Annotated in this window: 19 protein-coding genes; 10 read left to right on the top strand and 9 right to left on the bottom strand. The window is 72.6% G+C overall.

Annotation, left to right across the window (positions count from 1 at the left end):
• The first annotated feature begins 24 nt into the window (after nucleotides 1–24).
• The gene (locus tag ABC270_RS11950) at nucleotides 25–1,290 is read left to right on the top strand and encodes an MFS transporter (protein WP_412880991.1); all 1,266 of its coding nucleotides are present in this window, start codon (nucleotides 25–27) and stop codon (nucleotides 1,288–1,290) included.
• Between the two features lie 263 nt (nucleotides 1,291–1,553).
• Here ABC270_RS11950 and ABC270_RS11945 read toward each other — a convergent pair whose 3' ends face one another.
• The 6 genes from ABC270_RS11945 to ABC270_RS11920 form a co-directional block, all read right to left on the bottom strand.
• On the bottom strand, nucleotides 1,554–2,225 hold the full coding sequence (locus tag ABC270_RS11945) for a response regulator (RefSeq protein WP_412880990.1): 672 nt from the start codon (nucleotides 2,223–2,225) through the stop codon (nucleotides 1,554–1,556).
• 115 nt (nucleotides 2,226–2,340) lie between these two features.
• Nucleotides 2,341–3,663, bottom strand: coding sequence for a hypothetical protein (locus tag ABC270_RS11940; RefSeq protein WP_412880989.1), 1,323 nt, complete (start codon nucleotides 3,661–3,663; stop codon nucleotides 2,341–2,343).
• 49 nt (nucleotides 3,664–3,712) lie between these two features.
• Nucleotides 3,713–4,870: a sensor histidine kinase gene (locus tag ABC270_RS11935; protein ID WP_412880988.1), complete on the bottom strand. Its 1,158-nt coding sequence runs from the start codon at nucleotides 4,868–4,870 to the stop codon at nucleotides 3,713–3,715.
• A 168-nt stretch (nucleotides 4,871–5,038) separates the two neighbouring features.
• Nucleotides 5,039–6,238: a homoserine O-acetyltransferase MetX gene (gene metX / locus ABC270_RS11930; RefSeq protein WP_412880987.1), complete on the bottom strand. Its 1,200-nt coding sequence runs from the start codon at nucleotides 6,236–6,238 to the stop codon at nucleotides 5,039–5,041.
• 325 nt (nucleotides 6,239–6,563) lie between these two features.
• Nucleotides 6,564–7,892: a bifunctional o-acetylhomoserine/o-acetylserine sulfhydrylase gene (locus tag ABC270_RS11925; RefSeq protein WP_058726377.1), complete on the bottom strand. Its 1,329-nt coding sequence runs from the start codon at nucleotides 7,890–7,892 to the stop codon at nucleotides 6,564–6,566.
• Nucleotides 7,893–8,068: 176 nt separating this feature from the next.
• The gene (locus ABC270_RS11920; protein ID WP_412880986.1) at nucleotides 8,069–9,151 is read right to left on the bottom strand and encodes an acyltransferase family protein; all 1,083 of its coding nucleotides are present in this window, start codon (nucleotides 9,149–9,151) and stop codon (nucleotides 8,069–8,071) included.
• 92 nt (nucleotides 9,152–9,243) lie between these two features.
• On the opposite strand from ABC270_RS11920, the gene ABC270_RS11915 reads away from it, so the two are divergent.
• The 5 genes from ABC270_RS11915 to ABC270_RS11895 all read left to right on the top strand — a co-directional run bounded on the left by ABC270_RS11915 (nucleotide 9,244) and on the right by ABC270_RS11895 (nucleotide 12,704).
• On the top strand, nucleotides 9,244–10,020 hold the full coding sequence (locus ABC270_RS11915) for an SDR family oxidoreductase (RefSeq protein ID WP_412880985.1): 777 nt from the start codon (nucleotides 9,244–9,246) through the stop codon (nucleotides 10,018–10,020).
• Nucleotides 10,021–10,105: 85 nt separating this feature from the next.
• On the top strand, nucleotides 10,106–10,639 hold the full coding sequence (locus ABC270_RS11910; protein ID WP_193750459.1) for a phosphoribosyltransferase: 534 nt from the start codon (nucleotides 10,106–10,108) through the stop codon (nucleotides 10,637–10,639).
• Nucleotides 10,636–11,355 (top strand): Type 1 glutamine amidotransferase-like domain-containing protein, encoded by a 720-nt coding sequence (locus ABC270_RS11905; RefSeq protein ID WP_412880984.1) that lies wholly within the window; start codon nucleotides 10,636–10,638, stop codon nucleotides 11,353–11,355. The genes ABC270_RS11910 and ABC270_RS11905 overlap by 4 nt, the downstream gene beginning before the upstream one ends.
• Before the next feature lie 5 nt (nucleotides 11,356–11,360).
• The gene (locus ABC270_RS11900) at nucleotides 11,361–12,041 is read left to right on the top strand and encodes a uracil-DNA glycosylase (protein ID WP_412880983.1); all 681 of its coding nucleotides are present in this window, start codon (nucleotides 11,361–11,363) and stop codon (nucleotides 12,039–12,041) included.
• Nucleotides 12,042–12,089: 48 nt separating this feature from the next.
• Entirely contained in the window at nucleotides 12,090–12,704 is a 615-nt protein-coding gene (locus ABC270_RS11895; protein ID WP_412880982.1) for a GNAT family N-acetyltransferase, read from the top strand.
• A 461-nt stretch (nucleotides 12,705–13,165) separates the two neighbouring features.
• Here the strand turns inward: ABC270_RS11895 and ABC270_RS11890 are convergent, their stop codons facing one another.
• A complete protein-coding gene (locus ABC270_RS11890; RefSeq protein WP_412880981.1) occupies nucleotides 13,166–13,873 on the bottom strand; it encodes a FadR/GntR family transcriptional regulator in 708 nt (235 codons plus the stop codon).
• A 227-nt stretch (nucleotides 13,874–14,100) separates the two neighbouring features.
• Here ABC270_RS11890 and ABC270_RS11885 point away from each other — a divergent pair, with 227 nt between their 5' ends.
• Entirely contained in the window at nucleotides 14,101–15,630 is a 1,530-nt protein-coding gene (locus ABC270_RS11885; protein ID WP_412880980.1) for a GntP family permease, read from the top strand.
• A 62-nt stretch (nucleotides 15,631–15,692) separates the two neighbouring features.
• Nucleotides 15,693–16,175 carry a gluconokinase gene (locus ABC270_RS11880; protein WP_412882089.1) on the top strand — a complete coding sequence of 161 codons (483 nt, stop codon included), beginning with the start codon at nucleotides 15,693–15,695 and terminating at the stop codon, nucleotides 16,173–16,175.
• A gap of 89 nt (nucleotides 16,176–16,264) precedes the next feature.
• On the opposite strand, the gene ABC270_RS11875 is transcribed toward ABC270_RS11880, so the two are convergent.
• The gene (locus ABC270_RS11875) at nucleotides 16,265–18,259 is read right to left on the bottom strand and encodes a glycoside hydrolase family 43 protein (RefSeq protein ID WP_412880979.1); all 1,995 of its coding nucleotides are present in this window, start codon (nucleotides 18,257–18,259) and stop codon (nucleotides 16,265–16,267) included.
• 185 nt (nucleotides 18,260–18,444) lie between these two features.
• Here ABC270_RS11875 and ABC270_RS11870 point away from each other — a divergent pair, with 185 nt between their 5' ends.
• Together ABC270_RS11870 and ABC270_RS11865 are read left to right on the top strand one after the other, a co-directional pair.
• Nucleotides 18,445–19,710 (top strand): cytochrome P450, encoded by a 1,266-nt coding sequence (locus tag ABC270_RS11870; protein WP_412880978.1) that lies wholly within the window; start codon nucleotides 18,445–18,447, stop codon nucleotides 19,708–19,710.
• A 27-nt stretch (nucleotides 19,711–19,737) separates the two neighbouring features.
• Nucleotides 19,738–20,106 carry a YciI family protein gene (locus tag ABC270_RS11865; RefSeq protein WP_412880977.1) on the top strand — a complete coding sequence of 123 codons (369 nt, stop codon included), beginning with the start codon at nucleotides 19,738–19,740 and terminating at the stop codon, nucleotides 20,104–20,106.
• 9 nt (nucleotides 20,107–20,115) lie between these two features.
• Here the strand turns inward: ABC270_RS11865 and ABC270_RS11860 are convergent, their stop codons facing one another.
• Nucleotides 20,116–21,798, bottom strand: a complete 1,683-nt coding sequence (locus tag ABC270_RS11860; protein WP_412880976.1) for an ABC-F family ATP-binding cassette domain-containing protein — start codon at nucleotides 21,796–21,798, stop codon at nucleotides 20,116–20,118.
• Nucleotides 21,799–21,829: the final 31 nt, after the last annotated feature.

Below are 21,829 nucleotides of genomic sequence, written 5' to 3'. Positions count from 1 at the left end.
CCTCCCGTCCGAGAGACAGGCACCATGACCCACCTCACGCCTGCGCGCCGCGCCGCTGCGCTCATCGCCCTCGCCCTCGGCGGGTTCGCCATCGGATCGACCGAGTTCGTCGCGATGGGCCTCCTGCCGAACATCGCCGAAGCGCTGCTGCCGTCGCGGTACGCCGCGAACCCGGACGCGGGCATCGCGCACGCCGGGTGGCTCGTCAGCGCGTACGCGCTCGGGGTCGTCGTCGGTGCGCCGACCATCGCCGCGATGTCGGCGAAGTTCCCGCGCAAGGGGCTCATCCTCGTGCTGCTCGTCGGCTTCGTGCTGGCGACCGTCGCGAGCGCCGTGCTGCCGTCGTTCGGGCTGGTGCTCGTCGCGCGGTTCGTCGCCGGCCTGCCGCACGGTGCCTACTTCGGCATCGCCTCGATCGTCGCGGGCGACATGATGGGGCCGGGCAAGCGCGGCAAGGGCATCGCGATGGTGCTCCTCGGCCTGTCGGTCGCGAACGTCGTCGGTGTACCTGCGATCACCTGGGTCGGGCAGGTCGCCGGCTGGCGCACCGCCTACGGCGTCGTCGCCGGGCTGTTCGCCCTGACGTTCCTCGCCGTCGCCGCGTTCGTTCCGCGCTCCGTGAAGGACGAGCACGCGACGATCAGGCGCGAGCTCCGGGCGTTCCGCGAGCCGCAGCTCTGGATCGTCATGGGCCTCGGCGCGATCGGCTTCGGCGGCTTCTTCGCGGTGTACTCGTACATCTCGCCGATCGTCCAGAACGTCACCGGCCTGAGCGAGTCCGCGGTGCCGCTCGTCCTCGTGGTGGTCGGGCTCGGCATGGTCGTCGGCGGGGTCGTCGGCGGGCACCTGGCCGACCACAGCGTGAAGCGCACGATCTACGTCGGGCTCCTGGCGCTCGTCGGGTCGCTCCTCGTCACCGTCCTGACGGCGCAGTGGACGGTCGGCATGGTCGTCGGGGCGTTCCTCATCGGAGCCACCTCGTCGGCGATCCCGCCGGCGGTGCAGTCGCGGCTCATGGACGTCGCAGGAGACGCCCGGACGATCGCGGCGGCGCTGAACCACTCGGCGTTCAACATCGGCAACTCACTCGGTGCGGCCCTCGGCGGTGCGGCGATCGCGGCCGGGTTCGGCTTCCTGGCGCCGGGCTGGCTGGGGATCGTGCTCGCGCTCCTCGGCGTCGGGGTCACGGCGATCAGCTACGGGGTCGAGCGGCGGTCGACGGCCCGTGCGGCGATGCGCTCGTCGCACCCGTCCACCGGCCCGGTCACGGCGCCCGTCCCGACCGTCTGACGGGTCCCGACCGGCGTGGGACCGAACCCACGCAGCGCACGTCCGCGTGGAGCTCGGCTGCGGCAAGCGCGGCTGCGAGCGGCGCCCGCTGACCACGGCGCGGAGTCGACCACTGCGCGGCGGGGCGCGCCCGCACGACCAAAGTCACCTCGAGCCACGCATGGACGTGGTGCGAGGTGACCTTGGTTGTGCGGGGCAGCGGGCTGGCCGGCAGGCGCCGACGCTGCAGCCGCGGGCCGGCAGCGTAGCCGCCGCCGTCGCCGCTAGAGGCCGAGCGGGCTGCCGTCCTGCACGATGATGCCGTCGGTGATCGCCCGCTTCCGGAGCGCCACCTTCGTACCGACGTCGAAGCCCGCGACGCGGTACTTCTCGCGGATGCGCTTGAGGTAGCTCTTCGCGGTCTCCTCCGAGATGCCGAGCTGGTACGCCACGCTCTTCACCGGCTCGCCACCGCCGTAGAGCGCCATGACGCGACGCTCCTGCGCGCTGAGCTTCGGCACCCCGCCGACGTCGCCGGAGTTGATCGCCAGGTCGAGCTCGGCGGAGACGTACTGCTCCCCGCGCTGGGCGGAGCGGATCGCCTCGACGATCATGTCCGCGTCCTCGCTCTTCACGAGGTAGCCGAGCGCACCGGAGGCGAGGGCCTCACGGACGACGTTCGGCTCCGAGTACGTGCTCATCACCACCGTCTTGACGCCCGCGGTCTTCAGCGTAGAGATCTTGAGCGAGACCGGGATCGAGTCCTTGAGGTCGAGGTCGAGCAGCACCACGTCGACCGGGAACGCGGGACTGGTCAGCAGCTCCGGCCAGGTCGTGACGGCGGCCACGAGGGTGATGTCGTCGGCGGCGCTGCGGATCCACTCCGTCAGTGCGCCGAGGAGCATCTTGTGGTCGTCGACGAGGGCGAGTCGGATCGGTTCCTCTGGAGTCGCCATGCTGGCGTCCTTTCTCGGGGGCTGTGCCGATCCTAGGGGGACCGAACGCACGGTACGGGCAGGCTGGTCAGGGTGTCCGGTTGTTCGGGTCCAGCCGGTGCGGTCCGCGCGACGGCTACATCGTCGGGTGCCGGTTGACGACGCAGTGCGCCACGATGCGCAGGCTGCCGTCCTGGACGGTCTCGGTGAACGGGCCGATGCGGTGCAGCGCGCTCCAGGTCGCCGGGCCGAGTCGCCGACGGGTGACGCTCCGCGACTCGATGACGATCGGGACGTCCATCGTCTCGTCGGTGACCGGGTGGCCGTCCGAGCCGACGGGGCCGAGCGTCACGGCCACGACGGGCTGGCCGGGCTGCGCGGTCCGTCCGTCGCCGGCCATCTGCCAGAGCGCCTGGAGGAGCCCGTCGCGCTGGGCGGGGGAGAGGTGGCCGGCGAGCGAACCCGGGTCCGCGACGCTCACGGCGCGGCCGAGGTGGTCGGACTCGGTGATGGCGTGGTAGAGCCACGTCTCGCGGCGTCCCTCGATGAGGTGGAGCCGGAGCTCCGTCGCGAGCGACGCCGCGACCGAGGCCGAGGCGTCGGAGAGCGGCAGCGGGTCGGACCCGTTCGCGACGGCGTCGAGGAGCTTCTCGGCGGCCAGGTCGAGTCGGGCGAGTTCGTCCGACGCGAGCATGCCCACGGCGAACTGCGGCGCCTGCACGTTGCTCTGCACGAGGACCCGGTCGAGCTCACGTTGGACGAGCTGCCGGAAGCGGTGCACCACGTAGAGCCCGAACGACGGCGGCACGACGACGAGGGCGACGAGCGACACCATCCCCGGCAGCGTGTCGGTCGTGACGGGGGTCGAGACGAGGCACATCACGATGAACGCGATGCCGAGGACGACGATCGCCGCCGCGACCTCGCGCGCGGGCCGCAGCGAGGCCATGGGCAGGAGCGCGAACCCGGCGGCGATCGACGCGGTGGCGAAGTGCGCGATGTCGTGTTCGGGCCAGATCCCGATGAAGTCGAGCGTGACGACGCAGGCGAGCACCACCCCGATCAGGGCGAACGCGACGCCGGTGAGGCGTTCGCCGTAGGTGAGCAGGCTCAGGCCGACCCCGAGTGCCGCCACGATGTAGAGCCCCCACGCTGCGGCAGGCAGCCACGGGTCCGTGTACTCGGGCCACCGGATCAGGAAGAGCACGATGCCGGCGACGGCCTCGATCGCGGTGAGGACGGCCGCACCGGCGCCGAGGTACCCGGCGCCGAGCGACGCGCCGGGCTTCGCGGCCTGCCGCAGGGAACGGGCACCGGTGGACGTGGACGGCAGGCCACGTGCCTGCCGTCGTTCGCTGCCCCGGTACCGCTCCCGTGCCTCCCGGCGGGTCCGCGGAGCGGGCTGCACGGTCTCGCCGGGCAGCCCACGACTGATGGTGTCCTCGGGGACGCGGCTCACAGCGCGGCTCCCGTCCGCCGGGGTGCAGGACCTGCTGATCGGTGCTGCCTCATCGGGGGGCCTCCAGGACGACGGTCGTGCCGGAGCCCGGCGCGGAGAAGAGCTTCGCGTCGCCACCGACCTCGCGGAGACGGTTCACGACGCTCTCCTTGAAGCCGAGCCGCTCGGCGCTGACGTGCGTGAGGTCGAAACCGACCCCGGAGTCCGTGACCATCGCCCGGACCATCTCGTTGTCGTGCACGATCGTCACGTGTGCCTCACCGACGCCCGCGTGACGCCGGACGTTCTCGAGGCACTCGCCGAGCGCGAGCAGGAAGGCGTCGAGGACGTTGGTGGGCAGGAGCACCTGACCGGTCCCGTGCCAGCTGACCTCGAGCCCCATGCGGCCGAAGCGCTGCTTGACCGACTCGAGCGTCTGGCCGAGGGGCGATTCCTCCTCGCGGGTGAGCGAGTAGTCGCCGGACTGCTGCGGCTGCGGTGTCGCACCGAGGCGGAGGTGTCGGAGCAGCCGCGCGTCCTCGGCGGCCTGCTCGCGCATCGCCTGCTCCGAGACGCCGACCCCGGAGTGCGCGAGCAGCGTCAGGGTCGCGAGCACGGTGTCGTGCAGGAGTCGCGCACCCTGGCGGCGCTGGGCCTCGGTCTCGCTCGCCTGCCGCTCCGCACGGTGGGCCGTGCCGATGCTGTAGATGCGGCGGGCGACGCGGGGGATGCTCCGGGAGATCCAGATGGTCACGACCGCGATGAGCACCCAGCCGAGGAGGGCGCCGCTCGCTGCGACGGACAGCACCGAGCCCGTCGCCCAGGCCATGCCCGCGGCGGTCGCGGCGCCGGCGGCGAGGGTCAGGGCGAGCCCGACGGGGTGTCCGCGTTGGGCCATCAGCGGTGCGGAGATCCCGCCGGCCGCGAGTGGCATGACGGCGCTCGCGATGACCGGGCGCGTGGCCTCATCAGCCCCGATGAGCAGGATCGCGAGGGCTCCGAGACCGCCGGCGAGGATCACGGCGGTCCACCACACCGACCCGCTCGAGCCGAACACCACGAACCCGGCGATCATCGCCGCGATGCAGGCGAGGGCGCCGAGGAGCAGCCCGACGGGGACGGCGAAGGAGGAGAGCACGGCGACGACGCTGATCGCGGTGCAGACGATGCCGACGACACGGACGGACGCCCGGAGCAGCCGGTCGCGTTCCTGTGCGATCAGATCCATCGATGTCCTGTGCGGTCGTCGTGCGAAGTCGAGACTCGGTCAGCCGAGCACCCCGCCATCATTCCACGCACGGCACCCGTTGGGGGGTGTTCGGCGCGCGGTGCGGGAGCCGATGGGGACCGAATCGTGATCGCAGGTGCGATGGAATCCGGAGAACGCGACGGTGCGTCACTCGAACAGCCGCCGCAGGTGCGCCCCGACCGCTTCCTGCTCGATGAGGAACCCGTCGTGCCCGAACTCGCTCGTCACCACGGTCGCACGGTCACCGTCGAGCGTGTCCGGGATGCCCGCTGCGATCCGGTGCTGGTCCTCGACGGGGAACAGCCGGTCGCTCGACACGCCGATCACGAGCGTGCGGGCCGTCACCCGTCCGAGCGCCGCGCGCACCCCGCCGCGCTCGGCGCCGACGTCGTGCGAGTCCATCGCGTGGGTCAGCGTCACGTAGGAGCCCGCGTCGAACCGCCGGGTGAACTTGTTGCCGTGGAAGTCGAGGTAGCTCTCGACCGAGAACCGCCCGTCGTCCCCGAGCGGCGACACGTCGCTCTGCCAGGACCGGTCGAAGCGCCCGTTCAGCTCGTCGGGCGCCCGGTAGGTCATGAGCGCCATGCGCCGGGCGAGCGCGAGGCCCCGGTGCGGACCCTCGCCCGGGGCGGCGTCGTGGTAGTCCCCGTCCGCGTACCCGGGGTCCATCTGGATCGCGGCCCGCTGCAGCGAGTTCGCGGCGATCTGGTCCGCGGTCGTCTGTGCGGTCGACGCGAGGACGGCGAGCCGCGCGACACGGTCGGGGTGGGCGATCGCGAACTCGAGAGCGTGCATGCCGCCCATCGAGCCGCCGACGACGCCGGCGAACCGCTCGATCCCGAGACGGTCGGCGAGCTGGACCTGCACGGCGACCTGGTCGCGCACGGTGACGAACGGGAAGCGGGACCCCCACTCCACGCCGTCCGGTGCGACCGAGGACGGCCCGGTCGTCCCCTGGCAGCTGCCGAGCATGTTCGGCACGACGACGAACCAGCGGTCGGTGTCGATCGCCCGCCCCGGTCCGACGACGTCGCCCCACCAGCCGGCGGTCCGGTGGCCCGGGCCGGCCTCACCGGTGACGTGCGAGTCGCCGGTGAGGGCGTGGAACACCAGCACGGCGTTGTCGCGGCCTGGGGACAGCTCGCCCCAGGTCTCGTAGGCGACCCGGACGTTCGGCAGGCGGCCACCGCGGACCCGCTGCTCGCCGAGGCTCTCGAAGCGTCGGTTGCCGGGGTGGTCGCCGGGGCGCCAGGCGCCCGTGACGGGCGGCTTGCCGAGCGTCCCGAGTTCGGTCCCGGGCACGAGGGAGGACGGCACGGAGTCCTCGGGGGTCGTCTGCCAGTCCATCGTCCGACCAGTCTGCCGGGAGGCACGGGTCGCCGCCGCCGTGTTACGTCACGTCGGGCGTGTGGCGGGGTCCGGCGGCTCGTGGTCACGTGGTCGCGCGCGCGTCGGGATCGCGCCGCGCGAGCGCCGCATGGTCGCGTCGCGTCCACGACGAAGCACGCGTCGATCGACGGGCGTTTCGTCGCGGATACGACGTGGCGCTCGATGCGGGTGCAACGAGCGACGTCCCACGTGTCGATCGACACGTGGGACGTCGGAACGCGCGCGTTTCGTGACGAGAGTCAGGCGCGGAGGCGCGGAGCACGGAGGTGAAGGGGCGCGGGCGTCAGGCGCGGAGGCGCTCCGACTCCGCACGGGCCGCGGCGAGCCCGGCCTCGAGGTCCGCCCGGAGGTCCTCGACGTTCTCGATGCCCACCGAGAGGCGGACGAGCCCCGGCGTGACCCCGGTGGTCAGCTGCTGCTCGGGCGTGAGCTGCGAGTGCGTGGTCGACGCCGGGTGGATCACGAGCGAGCGCACGTCGCCGATGTTCGCGAGGTGCGAGAACAGCCGGAGGTTGTCCACGAACGCCTTCCCCGCGTCCACGCCGCCCTTGAGCTCGAACGACAGCACGGCTCCGACGCCCTTCGGCGCGTACTTGTTCGCCGCGGCGTACCACGGTGACGTCGGCAGGCCGGCGTACGACACCGACGCGACGTCCGGGTGCCGGTCGAGCCACTCGGCGATCTCCTGCGCGTTCTGCACGTGCCGTTCGATCCGGAGCGACAGCGTCTCGATGCCCTGCAGCAGCGCGAACGCCGTGTCGGGGGAGTTCGACGCCCCGAGGTCGCGGAGCAGCTGCACCCTTGCCTTGATGATGTACGCGAGCGGGTCGCCGACCGCCTGCGAGAACACCGCCCCGTGATACGACGGGTCCGGGGTGCTGAACTCCGGGAACTTCTCGGCGTGGTCCGACCAGACGAACCGCCCGCCGTCGACGATGACGCCGCCGATCACGGTGCCGTGGCCGCCGAGGAACTTCGTCGCCGAGTGCACGACGATGTCGGCACCGTGCTCGAACGGACGGATCAGGTACGGCGTCGCGATCGTGTTGTCGACGATCAGCGGCACACCGGCCTCGTGCGCGATGTCCGACACCGTGGCGATGTCGAGCACGTTGATCTTCGGGTTGCCGACCGTCTCCGCGAAGAACAGCTTCGTGTTCGGCCGGACCGCGCGACGCCACTCCTCGGGGTCGTCCTGGTCCTCCACGAAGGTCGTCTCGATGCCGAGCTTCGCGAGCGTGTACTTGAACAGGTTGTACGTGCCGCCGTAGATCGACGACGAGGACACGATGTGGTCACCGGCACCCGCGATGTTGAGCACGGCGTACGTCTCGGCGGCCTGCCCGGAGGACACCAGGAGCGCGCCGGTGCCGCCCTCGAGCGCGGCGATGCGCTGCTCGACGACGTCGTTCGTCGGGTTCATGATCCGGGAGTAGATGTTGCCCGGCTGCGCGAGTGCGAACAGGTCGCGGGCGTGGTCGGAGTTCTCGAACACGTACGAGGTCGTCTTGTAGATCGGCGTCGCCCGGGCACCCGTCGTCGGGTCCGGCTGGGCGCCGGCGTGGACCTGCGTCGTCTCGAACCGCCAGGCGGCGGCGTCGTTCGTGCTCATCGGTGCTCCTGTCGGGTGCGGTTCTCGAGGTGACGTCGCAACGGCCGGGAGGCCCTCAGGCAGCGCTGCGTCGCACGTCACGGTACGCAGGTGGCCGGGACCGCACCACCGTGCGCGCCACGCGACGTAACGGACGGGGCGGAGGCGGGTCGTGCCTCCAGGCCGGCGCTCCGCGCCTAGCGCACCTCGTCCTTGCGGAACAGCCAGCCGACCTTCGGCTCGAGCAGCCAGCGCATCGCGCTGCGCACGAACGGCTGCGCGAGGAAGAGGCTCACGGCGCAGGCCACCACGACCATGAGGAGCACGTACGGCCAGGCCGAGTGCTCGCCGGCGAGGACCCCGGACTCGCGGATCGGGTAGAGGACGAACGTGTGGAGCAGGTAGACGTACATCGTCGCGGCGCCGAACCGGGTGATCCAGACCGTCCGTCGCGGGACGAGGAGCAGGAACGACGCCGTCAGCACCGCCGCGAGCAGCATCAGGCCGAAGCGCACCGCACCCGCCCACCACGCGTCCTCGCCGAGGCCGGAGTACGAGTCGTCGTAGAAGAACCAGTGGTGGAGGTCGAACTCCTTGAACTGCGGGATCCAGATCGCACACGACGCCGCCCACGCCGCGAACACCGCGGCCGCGAGGACCCGCACACGCACCACGGTCCGGCGGGGTGCGTCGTACCAGCGGTCGAACAGCCCCCACTGCTTGACCTGCCAGCCCACCAGGAAGAACGGCAGCAGGCTGATCGCCCGGCTCAGCGAGAGCGTCGAGTCGACGTTGTCGAAGTAGCCGACGCCGATGCTGAACACCACGGCCCAGAACAGCGGCCACCGCAGCTGCGCGAGGTACGGCAGGATCAGCCGGAAGATCCCGAGGGCGAGCAGGAACCAGAGCGTCCACGTCGGCTGGGTCGGGTTGAACTGCTTGCCGCCCTCGACGATCGCCTGCACCACGGTCCAGATCGTCTGCATGATGATGTACGGCACGACGATGTCCGTGATGGTCCGCTTCATCCGGTCCGCGGTCGGGGTCGCCGCCGACGAGAAGTAGCCGCTGATCACGCCGAACGCGGGCATGTGGAACGCGTAGATGAACGTGTACAGGGCGAGCGCGTGTTCGCTCGCACCCGTCTGCCGCTGGATCGCGTGCCCGATCACGACGAGCGTCACCGCGAGGAAGCGCGCGGTGTCCCACATCGGGATGCGCTGCTTCGCCCGCCCCGGCTCGAGGCCGGCAGGGGCCACCGGCGCGGCTTCTCTCGTCATGGCCCGTCACGCTACCGGCTGCTGCGGCGTCGTGGTCGGTACGGTTGTGACCCACACCCGTGTCCCACATCCAGGCGTTCGGAGGAACACCCATGGCACCTCGTCGCGCAGTCGTCACCGGAGCCAGCTCGGGCATCGGCGCCGCGACCGTCCGACTCCTGCGCTCCCGCGGGTGGGACGTGCTCGCCGTCGCACGGCGCCAGGCCAAGCTGCAGGCGCTCGCCGAGGAGACCGGTGCGACGTACCTCGTGGTGGACGTCACCGATGCTGCCGACGTGGCGGCGCTCGCCGAACGGGTGTCGGGCACCGGCGGCGCCGACGTCCTCGTGAACAACGCGGGCGGTGCCCTCGGGTCGGCGTCGGTCGAGGAGTCCGACGTCGCGGACTGGCGTGCCATGTTCGAGGTGAACGTCATCGGGACGAAGCAGGTGACCGCCGCGCTGCTGCCGATCCTCCGCCGGACGGCGCGCACCGCGGGCCACGCCGACATCGTCACGGTGACCTCCACCGCGGGGCACGTGGCGTACGAGAACGGCGGCGGGTACAACGCCGCGAAGTTCGCGGAGCACGCCCTCGTCGGTGCGCTGCGGCTCGAACTGAACGGTGAGCCGATCCGGGTCGTGGAGATCGCACCGGGGTTGGTGAAGACGGACGAGTTCGCGCTCACCCGGTTCCGCGGCGACGAGGCGAAGGCGGCGGCCGTGTACGAGGACGTGCCGGAGCCGCTCGTGGCCGAGGACGTCGCGGAGGCGATCGTGCACGCCGTCGAGCTGCCGGCGCACGTGAACCTCGACCTCGTCACCGTCCGGCCGGTCGCGCAGTCGGCGCAGCACAAACTGGCGCGGGGACGGTTGACGCCGCGCGACTGACGCGGCGGCCTGCGCGGACGAGTGCACGCGCCCGGGTGCGGATCGCGGGTCGCGGGCGCGGGGTCCCTGCCGGTACCGTGGGCGGATGCCGATCAGCAGCGAATCCGAGCCGGTGGCCCAGGCTCCGTCGACCGTGACCGTCACGAGTGGGCCCGAGGTGCTCGGCTGGCTGGAGTTCGGCGACGCCGCACGCCTGCTCGCCAAGGACGTCCTGTCGTCCGGGTTCGAGCCCGAGGTCGTCGTGGCGGTCGCCCGCGGCGGGCTGATCATCGCCGGTGCCGTGGCGTACGCCCTCGGCACGAAGGAGTGCGGCTCGATCAACGTCGAGTTCTACACCGACGTGGAGCAGCGCCTCGAGGAGCCCGTCATCCTCGCCCCGGCGCTCGACGCCCCGGCGCTCGCCGGCAAGAAGGTCCTCGTCGTGGACGACGTCTCCGACTCCGGCCGCACGCTCCGCCTCGTGGTCGACATCATCGCGAACGCCGGTGCGGAGGTCCGCAGCGCCTGCCTGTACTCGAAGCCCGGCACCGTCCTCGAGCCCGACCACGTCTGGCGTCGGGTCGACGGCTGGATCACGTTCCCGTGGAGCGCCCTCGCACCGGTGACGGCCGAGTCGTGAGCATCCACCTCGTGGGTGGGGGCCTCCTCGCCGCGGCGGACGTCGCCGCCCCGTTCACCGCCGAAGCGACCGCGCGTGCAGCCGCCGTCGGTCGGACCGTCCCGCGCATCGCCGTCCTCTCCGTCGCACGCGCCGACGGGTCCTCGCCGTCGAGCACCGGCGACATCGCCGAGACCCTCGGCAGCGCCCGCCAGGCCGAGACGATCGTGACCGAGGTCGCCGCCGGCGCGACCTTCGACACGACCGTGCTGAGCGACGTGGACGCCCTCGTCGTCGCCGGCGGCGTGACCCCCGACTACCTCACCGCGGTGGCGCCGATCGTCGACCAGCTCCGCCTGCTCGTCAGTGACGGGCTGCCCTACCTCGGGTACTCCGCGGGCGCGATGATCGCCGCCGACCGTGCCCTCGTCGGCGGTTGGCGGATCGGCGGCGTCGAGATCTGCCCGGAAGAGGCCTCCGAAGGCATCGACGAGGTCGAACTCCGCGAGGGCCTCGGGCTCATCGACCTCACCGTCGACGTGCACGCCGTGCAGGCCGGGACGCTCGCGCGGCTGATCGCCGCGGCCGAGGCGGAGTTCGTCGCGGCGGGGCTCGCGATCGACGAGGACACCACGCTCGTCGTCGGCGAGGGCGCGCTCGAGGTCCGGGGGACCGGGAGCGTCTGGCGGGTGATCGCGGGCGACGAGTCCGTGTCCGTCGCCACCATGGGCGCGTAGCCGTCGTGGAGCCGAAGCCCCTCGCCGAGCTCGTCGACCCCGGGTGGGCGACCGCGCTCGCACCGGTGGAGGCCGACGTGCACCGCATGGGCGACTGGCTGCGGACCGAGGTCGCCGCCGGACGCCCGTACCTGCCCGCCGGAGCGGACGTGCTGCGCGCGTTCCGCGACCCGTTCGAGGACGTCCGGGTCCTCGTGCTCGGGCAGGACCCGTACCCGACCCCGGGCCACCCGATCGGCCTGTCGTTCGCCGTCGACCCCGAGGTCCGCCCGGTGCCGCGCAGCCTCGCGAACATCTACACCGAGCTCCGCGACGACCTCGGCGTGGAGCCCCCGGCGCACGGCGACCTCAGGGCGTGGTCGTCCCGGGGCGTGCTGCTGCTCAACCGGGTCCTCACGGTCCGTGCGGGCGACGCCGGGAGTCACCGTGGCAGGGGCTGGGAAGCCGTCACCGACCAGGCCGTCCGTGCACTCGTCGCCCGTGACCGACCGCTCGTCGCCGTGCTCTGGGGCGCCCAGGCCGCGACCGTGCGACCCCTGCTCGGTGACACGCCCGTCGTGGCCTCCGCCCACCCGTCGCCGCTCAGTGCTCGGCGCGGGTTCTTCGGCAGTCGTCCGTTCTCGCAGGTGAACGAGCTGCTCGTGGCGCAGGGCGCGGAGCCGGTGGACTGGTCGCTGCCCGCCTGACCGGTCCTCGCCGTGCCGAGACGCGCGGCTGCCCCGTAGGCTCGACCCGTGCTCGAGGAGGAATACCAGCGACGGCGGGTCCTGCCGCGACACCTGCGCGCCCCCGTCCCGCAGGAGGCCGCGTTCACCTACACGATCCGCGCCGCCGAGCCGCGGGACCTCCCGGACGTCCGCGAGATCCACACGCACTACGTCCGGAACTCCTCCGTGACGTTCGACCCGTCGGCGTTCACCTTCGCCGGGTGGAAGCAGCGGTACGACGAGATCCGCCGGCGGGGGCTGCCGTTCCTCGTCGCGGAGAACCCCTCGGGTCAGGTGCTCGGCTACGCCCTCGTCGACCCGTGGAACCCCCGCGACCGCTCGAACCACGTGGTCGAGGACTCGATCTACCTCGGCGCGGCCGCGGGTGGCAAGGGCCTCGGGCGGGCGCTCATGGAGGCGCTGATCGAGGAGTGCCGCGCAGCGGGCGTCCGCGAGGTCGTCGCCGTCATCGCCGACCGCCAGGCCGAGGCATCGATCCGCCTGCACGAGCGTCTCGGCTTCGAGGAGGTCGGACGCATGGGCAAGGTCGGGTACAAGTACGACCGGTGGCTCGGCACGGTGACGATGCGCCTCCGGCTGCGCGATCCGCGGCGCTTCTCCCGGGGCCGCGCCGCGCGCTGAGCGCCGACCTGTGACAGTCGGCTCCAGGTCGGTCGCAGGACGTGTCGCCCCGGGCCGCTGACGGCGGCGTGTCGTGCGACCGCGGCGCAGTGCACGCGGCACGTCGTGCGACCGGCGCGAGCGTGACCGGGGCGGGCGCGCCGGGGGCGAGCCGGGCGCGCGGTCGCGCGGGGCCACGGTGGACCGACCGCGCTCGGCAGGCGGGCGTGGCTGTCGCCACGCCGGCCGGGAGGCACGTGGCGGGCCGGCGCCGCGCCTCCCGTCCGACGAGGCGGTGACACGTGCAGACACGACCCGCGACGGTCGCAGAAGGGGTTGCCGCTCATCGCCGCTGGCGGCATGTTCTACGACCAACGTGACCCGCCGACGGCGGGTCGTGCGACCAACCCGCGCGCCCTGCGCGCCCGCGTGCCCCGCACCCCACGTGCTCAGCGCGCCCGCGTGCCCCGCACCCCACGTGCTCAGCGCGCCGGCGCCTCCGCGATGAACTCGTCCCGCGTCACCCGCACCAGGTCCGCCGCGGCGGCCGAGGCCCCCGTCGCGTCGCCCCGCGCGATGGCCCGCGCCACCGCATCGTGCCGCTCCGCGGCGTCCCGCGTCCACCGGGTGATGGTGTCCCGCGACTCCGAGGTCCGCGTCCGCAGCAGTGCCTCGACGGTGCCGGCGAAGTGCCGGAACACGGCGTTCCCGGAGGCGTCGAGCAGTGCTCGGTGGAAGCGGACGTCGGCCTCGAGGTAGGCGCGGCTGTCCTCCCGCGCGCACGCCGCCAGCATGTCCGCGGCGGCCACCGACACCGCCGTCACGGTCGTCGCGTCCGGCCTGGCTGCCGCGAGCGCGGCAGCGACCGGTTCGACGCCGAGCCGCAGCTCGAGGAGTTCCCGCTGCTGCACGAAGTACGCGGGGGAGGCGCCGCGCCACCGGATGACCGTGGGGGCGAGGAGTTCCCACGAGCCGATGCCCAGCACCTGCGTGCCGACGCGCTGTCGGGGTTCGACGAGGCCGAGCGACTGGAGGACCCGGAGCGCCTCGCGGACGACCGATCGCGAGACGGTGAACTCGGCGGCCACGAGCTCGGGCCGGACGACCGTCCCCGGAGCGAGCACGCCGTCGACGATCCGCTGGCCGAGGGTGTCGAGCACCTGGGCGTGCAGTCCGCGGGCCGTCGCCATCGTTCCTCCGTGCAGTACGCGTCACGCGGGCGCCGTGACGTCCGGTCCATCGAAGCGGCAGACTGCGCCGGAGGGCGCGTGCCGCGCTGGGGATCATCGTATAGTCTGATTAATCAGATTATTCGGGACGGCGGCACACGGCCGGACCGAGCCGGTCCAGGGCGACGCCCGGACCGGCACACGAAGGCGACGGAGTCCCGCGGATGCGACTCCAGGAAGGGGCGCAGATGCCTCACGCGCTCACGGCGGCCACCGCCCACACGACCGTCCTCGCAGCGGAGGGCGGAGCAGCACCAGCGGTCGACCCGTCCGGGCCGGTCGCACAGCTGATCATCGCGGCGCTGATCGGCATCGTCGTCATCATCGCGCTCATCACGTGGCTCAAGGTCCACCCGTTCATCGCGCTGACGATCGGCGCGCTCGGGGTCGGCATCGGTGCCGGACTCGCCCCGGACAAGGCGGTCACGAGCTTCGGCAACGGGTTCGGTGCGACGATGACGAGCGTCGGCATCCTCGTCGGCCTCGGCTCGATGTTCGGCAAGCTGCTGGTGGACTCCGGTGCGGCCGACCGCGTGGTCGACACCCTCGTCCGTCGGTCCTCGAAGGCCGCGCTGCCCTGGACGATGGCGCTCATCGGCGCGCTGATCGGTCTGCCGATGTTCTTCGAGGTCGGCCTGGTCCTCCTCATCCCGATCATCGTGCTCGTCGCGAAGCGCAGCGACGTGCCGATCATGAAGATCGCGGTGCCCGCGCTCGTCGGCCTCTCGACCATGCACGCGTTCGTGCCGCCGCACCCCGGTCCGCTCGTCGCGATCTCGACGGTGGGCGCGAACCTCGGCACGACCCTCGCCTTCGGCATCGTCCTGGCGATCCCGGTCATCGTGCTCGCCGGTCCGGTCTTCGCGCGCTTCGCCGCGCGCTGGGTCGACATCCCGGCCCCTGACCTGTTCGGTTCGCGTGGATCGGCCAGCGGTCACGACGACCCGGCTTCGGCCGGACGGGAGGCGCGGCGCGGCCCCGCCACGCAGGACACCGCGTCCCTGCCGAACGGCAAGAGCGACTTCACCCGTGTCATCAGCGAGCCGCGCAGCCCGTCGTTCACCACGGCGCTCGTCGGCATCCTGCTGCCGGTCGTCCTCATGCTCGCCCAGGCGATCCGTGAGGCCGTCGCGCCCGACGCCGCCGGGTCCTGGGTGAGCGTGCTCGACTTCCTCGGGACGCCGATGATCGCGATCGGGATCGCCGCCGTCTTCGCCATGGTCTTCTTCGCGATCGGTGGCGGGATGGACCGGACTGCGGTGTCGAAGTCGCTCGAGAGCGCCCTCCCGCCGGTGGCCGGGGTGCTGCTCATCGTCGGCGCCGGCGGCGGCTTCAAGCAGGTCCTCATCGACACCGGGATCGGTGGGGTCATCGCCGACGCCGTGAAGGACTCCGGGATCTCGGTGCTGCTCGTCGCCTGGGTGGTGTCGGCGCTCGTCCGGGTCGCGACGGGATCAGCGACGGTCGCCACCGTGACCGCCGCCGGCATCATGGCGCCGATCGCGAGCGACCTGTCGCAGCCGATGACCTCGCTGCTCGTGCTCGCGATCGGTGCGGGGTCGGTGTTCCTCTCGCACGTGAACGACGCCGGGTTCTGGCTCGTGAAGGGGTACCTCGGCACGACCGTCGGCCAGACGTTCAAGACGTGGACCGTGCTGGAGTGCCTGATCTCGGTGTTCGGCCTGGGCGGCGTGCTCCTCGCCGGGGTGTTCCTGTGACCGGCGCCGATGGCGCCGACCGCGTCGACGCTCGCGTCGCGGACGCTCGCGTGCTCGTCGTGATGGGCGTGTCCGGGTCGGGGAAGTCCACGGTCGCGGCGACCGTCGCCGAGCGGCTCGGGTGGGACTTCGCCGAGGGCGACGCGATGCACCCCCGGTCGAACGTCGACAAGATGCAGGCCGGGACGCCGCTCACCGACGAGGACCGCTGGCCGTGGCTCGACGTCGTCTCCGGGTGGATCCGGGAGCACCTCGACGGCGGGACGCCCGGCGTCGTCACGTGCTCGGCGTTGAAGCGCTCGTACCGCGACGTGCTGCGCGCACCAGGGGTCGTGTTCGTGCACGTCGCCGGGGACGGTGCGCTCATCGCCGACCGGATGGCGGCACGGTCGGGGCACTTCATGCCGACGTCGCTCCTCGCCTCGCAGCTCGCGACGCTCGAGGTGCCGGGGCCGGACGAGGCGCACGTCACCGTCGCCGCGGACCGCACGCCCGACGAGGAGGCCGACGAGGTCGTCGAGCGTCTCGGTCTCGCGGTCCACTGACGCCCGGTCCGCCGGCACGCGGACGCGCCCCCTCCGGATCAGGGAGGGGGCGCGTCCGTGTGCGTCCGAGTCCTCGCGGACGTGTGGGGTCAGGCCTTCGAGACCATGATCCAGCTCACCTGGATGCCGTACTTCGTCGCCGGGCTGATCCGGAGGTCGACGATGCCGTCCTTCCCGACCGCCGTGGTCGACGTCAGCGTGCGGAACGTGCCGTCGATCGGTTGCCCCGTCTCGACCGTCGTCCCGTTGACGCTGACCGTCGCCGCACGACCGGGAGCGCTCTTCGTCCACGGGTCCCAGAAGCCGACGTCCACGCGGTAGCGGCCCTTCCCGAGCCCGCCGAGTGCGTACTCGAGGTCGGTCGCGTCCAGCTGCCACCGCACCGTCGAGGTGATCGTCCCGCTGCTCGTGCCGGAGACACCTCCGGTGGTGCCGAAGTACCCCCAGTGCACGCCGGTCCGCTGGTCGGCGCCGAACCGCTGGTCGGCGACGCCGTTCAGCAGCCGGTCGCCGCGGCGCTGCAGGAACGCGAGGTCGGCCGTGTGGTCCGCGGTGCCCTGGGCGTCCGGGGTGTCGGGTCCACCGGCGTCGACGAAGTAGGACAGCCGCTTGGGCAGCACCGTGACCGTGCGGGTGAAGGTCCGGCCGTCGTCGAGCGTCCCGGTGAGGGTCTGCTCGCCGGCCGTCCGCAGTGCTGAGGTCGTCCAGGCGACGCGGTGCGTGCGTGTCGTGCCGGTCTCACGGACGCTCACCCGCTTCGGCAGCGCGCCGCTGTCGCCGAGCGTGACCTGACCGGGCACCGGGGTGGTCACCGCCCACGGGGTGTACGGGTGCAGGTCCGCGAGCGTCCACTCGCCGGTGTCGCACGAGAACGTCATCGAGCCGCCCTCGCCGAACGTCACGGGCAACCACACGCTCGGGGCGGTGCGCAGGTCCTCGGCGTTGTTCCACCGGTCGCCGAGGTAGACGACGCGGCCGTCGCCGAGGTTCAGCAACGAGGTGCTCTGCGAGTCGCAGGTCGTGTCCGCGCCGGAGCCCGTCGCGGGGTTGCCGTGCGCGGTCCAGGTGCCGAGGATGTCCGTCGCGGTGGCGTACGCCGCCGCGTTCGGTGCCCACCCCGTCGCTCCCGAGGTCACGAGGTAGTAGGTGCCTCCCACCTTGGTGATGGCCGGGGCCTCGCGCTGGCCGCCGATCCACGGCTGGGGACGGCGGAAGTCGACGCCCTCCACCGCCTTGGTCGGGTCGGTGGACAGGTTCGTGTAGTCCGCGTCGAGCTTCGAGATGTAGAGCGTGAGGTTCTCCTCGCTCGCGTACACGATGTACGCCGTGCCGTCGTCGTCGACGAACAGGTTCATGTCACGGGCCATGCCGGGGGAGTCCGGCTGGTGGTTCGTCGGGTCGTCGGCCGACACACGGTCGAGGCGGTACGAGTCGATGTACCGGAACGGCCCCGTGGGCGAGTCGGACACGGCGACACCGGCCTGCGCCTTCGCGTACTGCGCGTCGGACGAGTCGGTCGGCCCGTCGGCGTGCACCCACATGACCCACTGGCCGGTCTTCGCGTTGTGGATGACCTTCGGCCGCTCGAGGATCGCACCGGGGCGGGTGCTGCTCGGAGCGGTGACGCCGAGGTCGCGGTACACGGCGTCGCGCTGCGTCTGGTCGTAGCCGCCGTAGAGCGCCGCGAAGTACGGGTCGTCGAAGTCCGCGCGGCTCGTCATCGTGCGGAGCGCGAGACCGTCGTCCTTCCAGTGGTACAGGTCTCGCGACTCGTAGACGTGGACGCCCCGGGTGTCGCTGTACCCGTTGGTCCGGTCCTCGCCGTACCAGTAGTAGATCGTCTTCCCGTCGTCGTCCGTGGCCGTGACGACCTGGCCGCCGTGGCCCTGGATCGGCTGTCCCTGGTCGTCGAGCCACGGCGCGCCCGGTCGGAACGCGCTCGTGGTCGGCGCGGTGCTCGCCGCGTCGGCCGGTGTCGCCGTCAGTCCGGTGACGGCGAGCGCTGCTGCGACGGCCACGGCGGCGATGCCGCGCCAGCGTCCGGTGGTGCCCGTCCTGTCTGGCCCGGTGTTGCGAATCCTCATCGATCCGCCCCCTCCTGTGTTCGTGTCGCCCCCGATGGCAACGTCAACATCATCGGGATCCGGAGGCTCGTGGACAAGCCTGCGGGCCGTGTTGCCACTCGTTGCCATCGTCACGATCCGGTCTCCGCATCCGTCGCGCGCGGCTCCTGGGCGGTGTGTCGGACCGGCCAGGGCAGCCTGGGGCCATGGCGATCGACGACTCGCTCGGACTCCTGATCCGCGGTTACGCCTTCGGCGCGCACCTCTGGCGGCGGACCACCGCCGGCGCCCGGGCCGTGCCCTTCCGCCTGCTGGGCCGACCCGCGCTCCTCGTCCGCGGCGTCGAGGGCGTCGACCTGTTCTACGACGAGGCCAGCACCGCGCGCCACGGGGCGATGCCGGCGCTCGTGCAGCGCACCCTCTTCGGTGTGGGTTCCGTGCACAGCCTCGACGGCGCCGAGCACCGTCACCGCAAGGCGACCTTCGTCGACGTCGCCTACGAGGACGAGCAGGTCGCTCGGATCGCGCCACTCCTCGCAAGCGAGTGGGCCGCCGAGCTCGACGCCTGGAGCGCGGGCAGCCGCCGCTCGGCGTACGAGGCGGCGGTCGGGGCCGTCGGGCGAGCGGTCATGCGGTGGGCCGGACTGCCCGGCACACCGGACGCGAGGACGCGGTGGGCTCGACGGCTCGCCCGGATCGTGGACGGCTTCGGTGTGCCGTACTCGCCGGATTACCTGCTCGCGGTCGTCGACCGGCACTGGTCCGACCGTCACGCGGCGCGGCTCATCGAGGCCGTGCGGTCCGGGCGTCTCCGACCCGCTCCGGGGACGGCGCTCCACGAGTGGGCGTGGCACCGCGACCCCGCCGGTGCGCTCCTGGCCGCCCGAACCGCCGGTGTCGAGCTGCAGAACGTCCTGCGGCCGACCGTCGCCGTGGCGCGCTTCGTCGCGTTCGCCGCGAAGGAGCTGCACGATCGTCCGCACTGGCGGTCCCGGATCGGGCTCGAGACAGCGGCACGCGGCACCCTCGTGGACGGACCGCTCGCCGTGGCGTTCGCCCAGGAGGTCCGGCGCACGGCACCCTTCGTCCCGATGTTGCCGGGCTGGGCGACCCGGGAGGTCGAGCTCGACGGCGAACGACTCGCGGCCGGGGGTCGTGTCGTCCTCGACGTCCTCGGGACGGACACGGACGACCGGTCCTGGCCCGACGCCGGCCGCTTCGACCCCGAGCGCTTCGTCGGGGTCGAGGACGCCGAGGCCATCCGCACCTTCGTGCCGCACGGCGGCGCCGACGTGGCCACGGGACACCGCTGTCCGGGGGAGAAGCTCGCCGTCACCGCACTCGCCGTCGCCGTCGCCGCGCTCAGCGATCCGCGCGTGGCGGTCCTCGGGGACGGACTCGAGGTGGACCACCGCCGCATGCCCACGAAGCCGCGCTCCGGGGGCCGCGTCCGCGGGTGCCCCTTCCACTGAGCCTCGTCGTGGGGTAGACCTCTGCCCATGCCGCACTTCGTCGTCATCATCCACGGAGGCCCGGGCGAGCCGTCGCAGGCCGACCTCGCCGCCCACGACGCCCACGCCCAGGACCTGATCGGATCCGGTGCGCTCGTCGCCGCCTTCGCGTTCGGGGCGATCGACGACGTGGTCAGGATCGACGGGGACGGCCCGGCACCCGGAGCGCCCGGTGCGACCGCGATCGACGGGATCGGGGTGATCGAGGCCGACGACCTCGACGCCGCGGTCGCGATCGCCCGCGCGAACCCGGCGACCGTGCAGGGCGGCTCCGTCGAGGTGCGCCCGGTGCTCGGCTCGTGGGTGCGCGGCGGCGCGGCGGACGGCTCGGCGCCAGGGGTGCCACCGACGTCCTGAACCGCGGGGTCAGCGCTCGGAGACTCGCCCGTCCTCGACGTGCCAGTGCCGGTCGAGCCGGACGGTGTCGAGCATCCGGCGGTCGTGCGTGACGAGCAGGAGCGTGCCGTCGTAGGACTCGAGCGCCTGCTCGAGCTGCTCGATGGCGGCGAGGTCGAGGTGGTTCGTCGGTTCGTCGAGCACGAGCACGTTCACGCCGCGGGCCTGCAGCAGCGCGAGTCCGGCCCGGGTGCGTTCGCCCGGCGACAGGTCCGCGCAGGCTCGCCCGACGTGGTCCGCCCTGAGGCCGAACTTCGCCAACAGGGTCCGGACGTCGGCGGTGGCGTACTCGGGGACGAGGGCCTCGAACGCCGCTGCCAGGGGCTCAGGGCCGGAGAACGCCGCGCGCGCCTGGTCGACCTCCCCGACCGCGACGCTCGACCCCAGAGACGCCGACCCCGTGCTGGGCGCCTGCCGTCCGAGCAGGGCGCGGAGCAGCGTCGACTTGCCGGCGCCGTTCGGGCCGGTGATGCCGATGCGGTCCCCGCCGTCGACCTGCAGCGACACCGGGCCGAGGGTGAAGTCCCCCTGCGTGAAGGTCGCGTCGACGAGCGTGGCGACGACCGCCGACGACCGCGGCGCCCGCCCGATGGTGAACTCCAGGCGCCACTCCTTGCGGGGCTCCTCGACCTCGTCGAGCCGGGCGATGCGCGACTCCATCTGGCGGACCTTCTGCGCCTGCTTCTCACTCGACTCGCTCGCCGCGCGCCGGCGGATCTTGTCGTTGTCCGGGTTCTTGCGCATGGCGTTGCGGACACCCTGGCTCGACCACTCGCGCTGCGTGCGCGCACGGGAGACCAGGTCGGCCTTCGTCGCCGCGTACTCCTCGTAGGCGTCACGCTTGTGCTGGCGGGCGATCTCGCGTTCCTCGAGGTAGGAGTCGTATCCCCCGCCGAACAGCCGGTTCGACGACTGCGCCAGGTCGAGCTCGAGCACCGCGGTGACCGAACGGGCGAGGAACTCGCGGTCGTGACTCACGAGCACGGCCCCGCCCCGCAGCCCCTGCACGAACCGCTCCAACCGCGCGAGCCCGTCCAGGTCGAGGTCGTTCGTCGGCTCGTCGAGGAGCACGACGTCGAAGCGGGAGAGCAACAGTGCGGCGAGACCCACCCGTGCCGCCTGGCCACCGGACAGCGAGGTCATGAGCGAGTCCGGTCCGACGGCGGCCACAGCCGACCCGGCCCCGTCTGCCGGACCGGCACCGAGTCCGAGTTCAGCCAGGACGACGGGGAGCCGCTCCTCGAGGTCAGCCGCACCCGACGCCAGCCACCGCTCGAGCGCGACCGAGTAGGCGTCGGCCTCACTGTCGCCCGCACCGGGGTCACCGAGGGCGGCAGCGGCCGCGTCCATCGCCGCGGTCGCCGCCGCACAGCCGGTCCGCCGCGCGACGTACCCGGCGACCGTCTCGCCCTCGACCCGGTCGTGCTCCTGCGGCAACCACCCGACGAACGCGTCCGACGGCGACGTCGACACCGTGCCCGCGAGCGGCTCGTCCACCCCGGCGAGCAGACGGAGCAGCGTCGACTTCCCCGCGCCGTTCACCCCGACGACGCCGATCACGTCACCGGGCGCGACCGTGAGGTCGACACCCTCGAACAGCGTGCGGGCGGAGTACCCGCCGGCGAGGTCCTTGGCGACGAGGGTGGCGGTCATCCGCCAATCGTCCCATCCCGCACGCGTCCCG

The organism is Curtobacterium phoenicis, from assembly GCF_047238015.1.
In the GTDB taxonomy this organism is placed as follows: Bacteria; Actinomycetota; Actinomycetes; order Actinomycetales; family Microbacteriaceae; genus Curtobacterium.
This window is presented reverse-complemented; position numbering and strand designations above follow the sequence as displayed.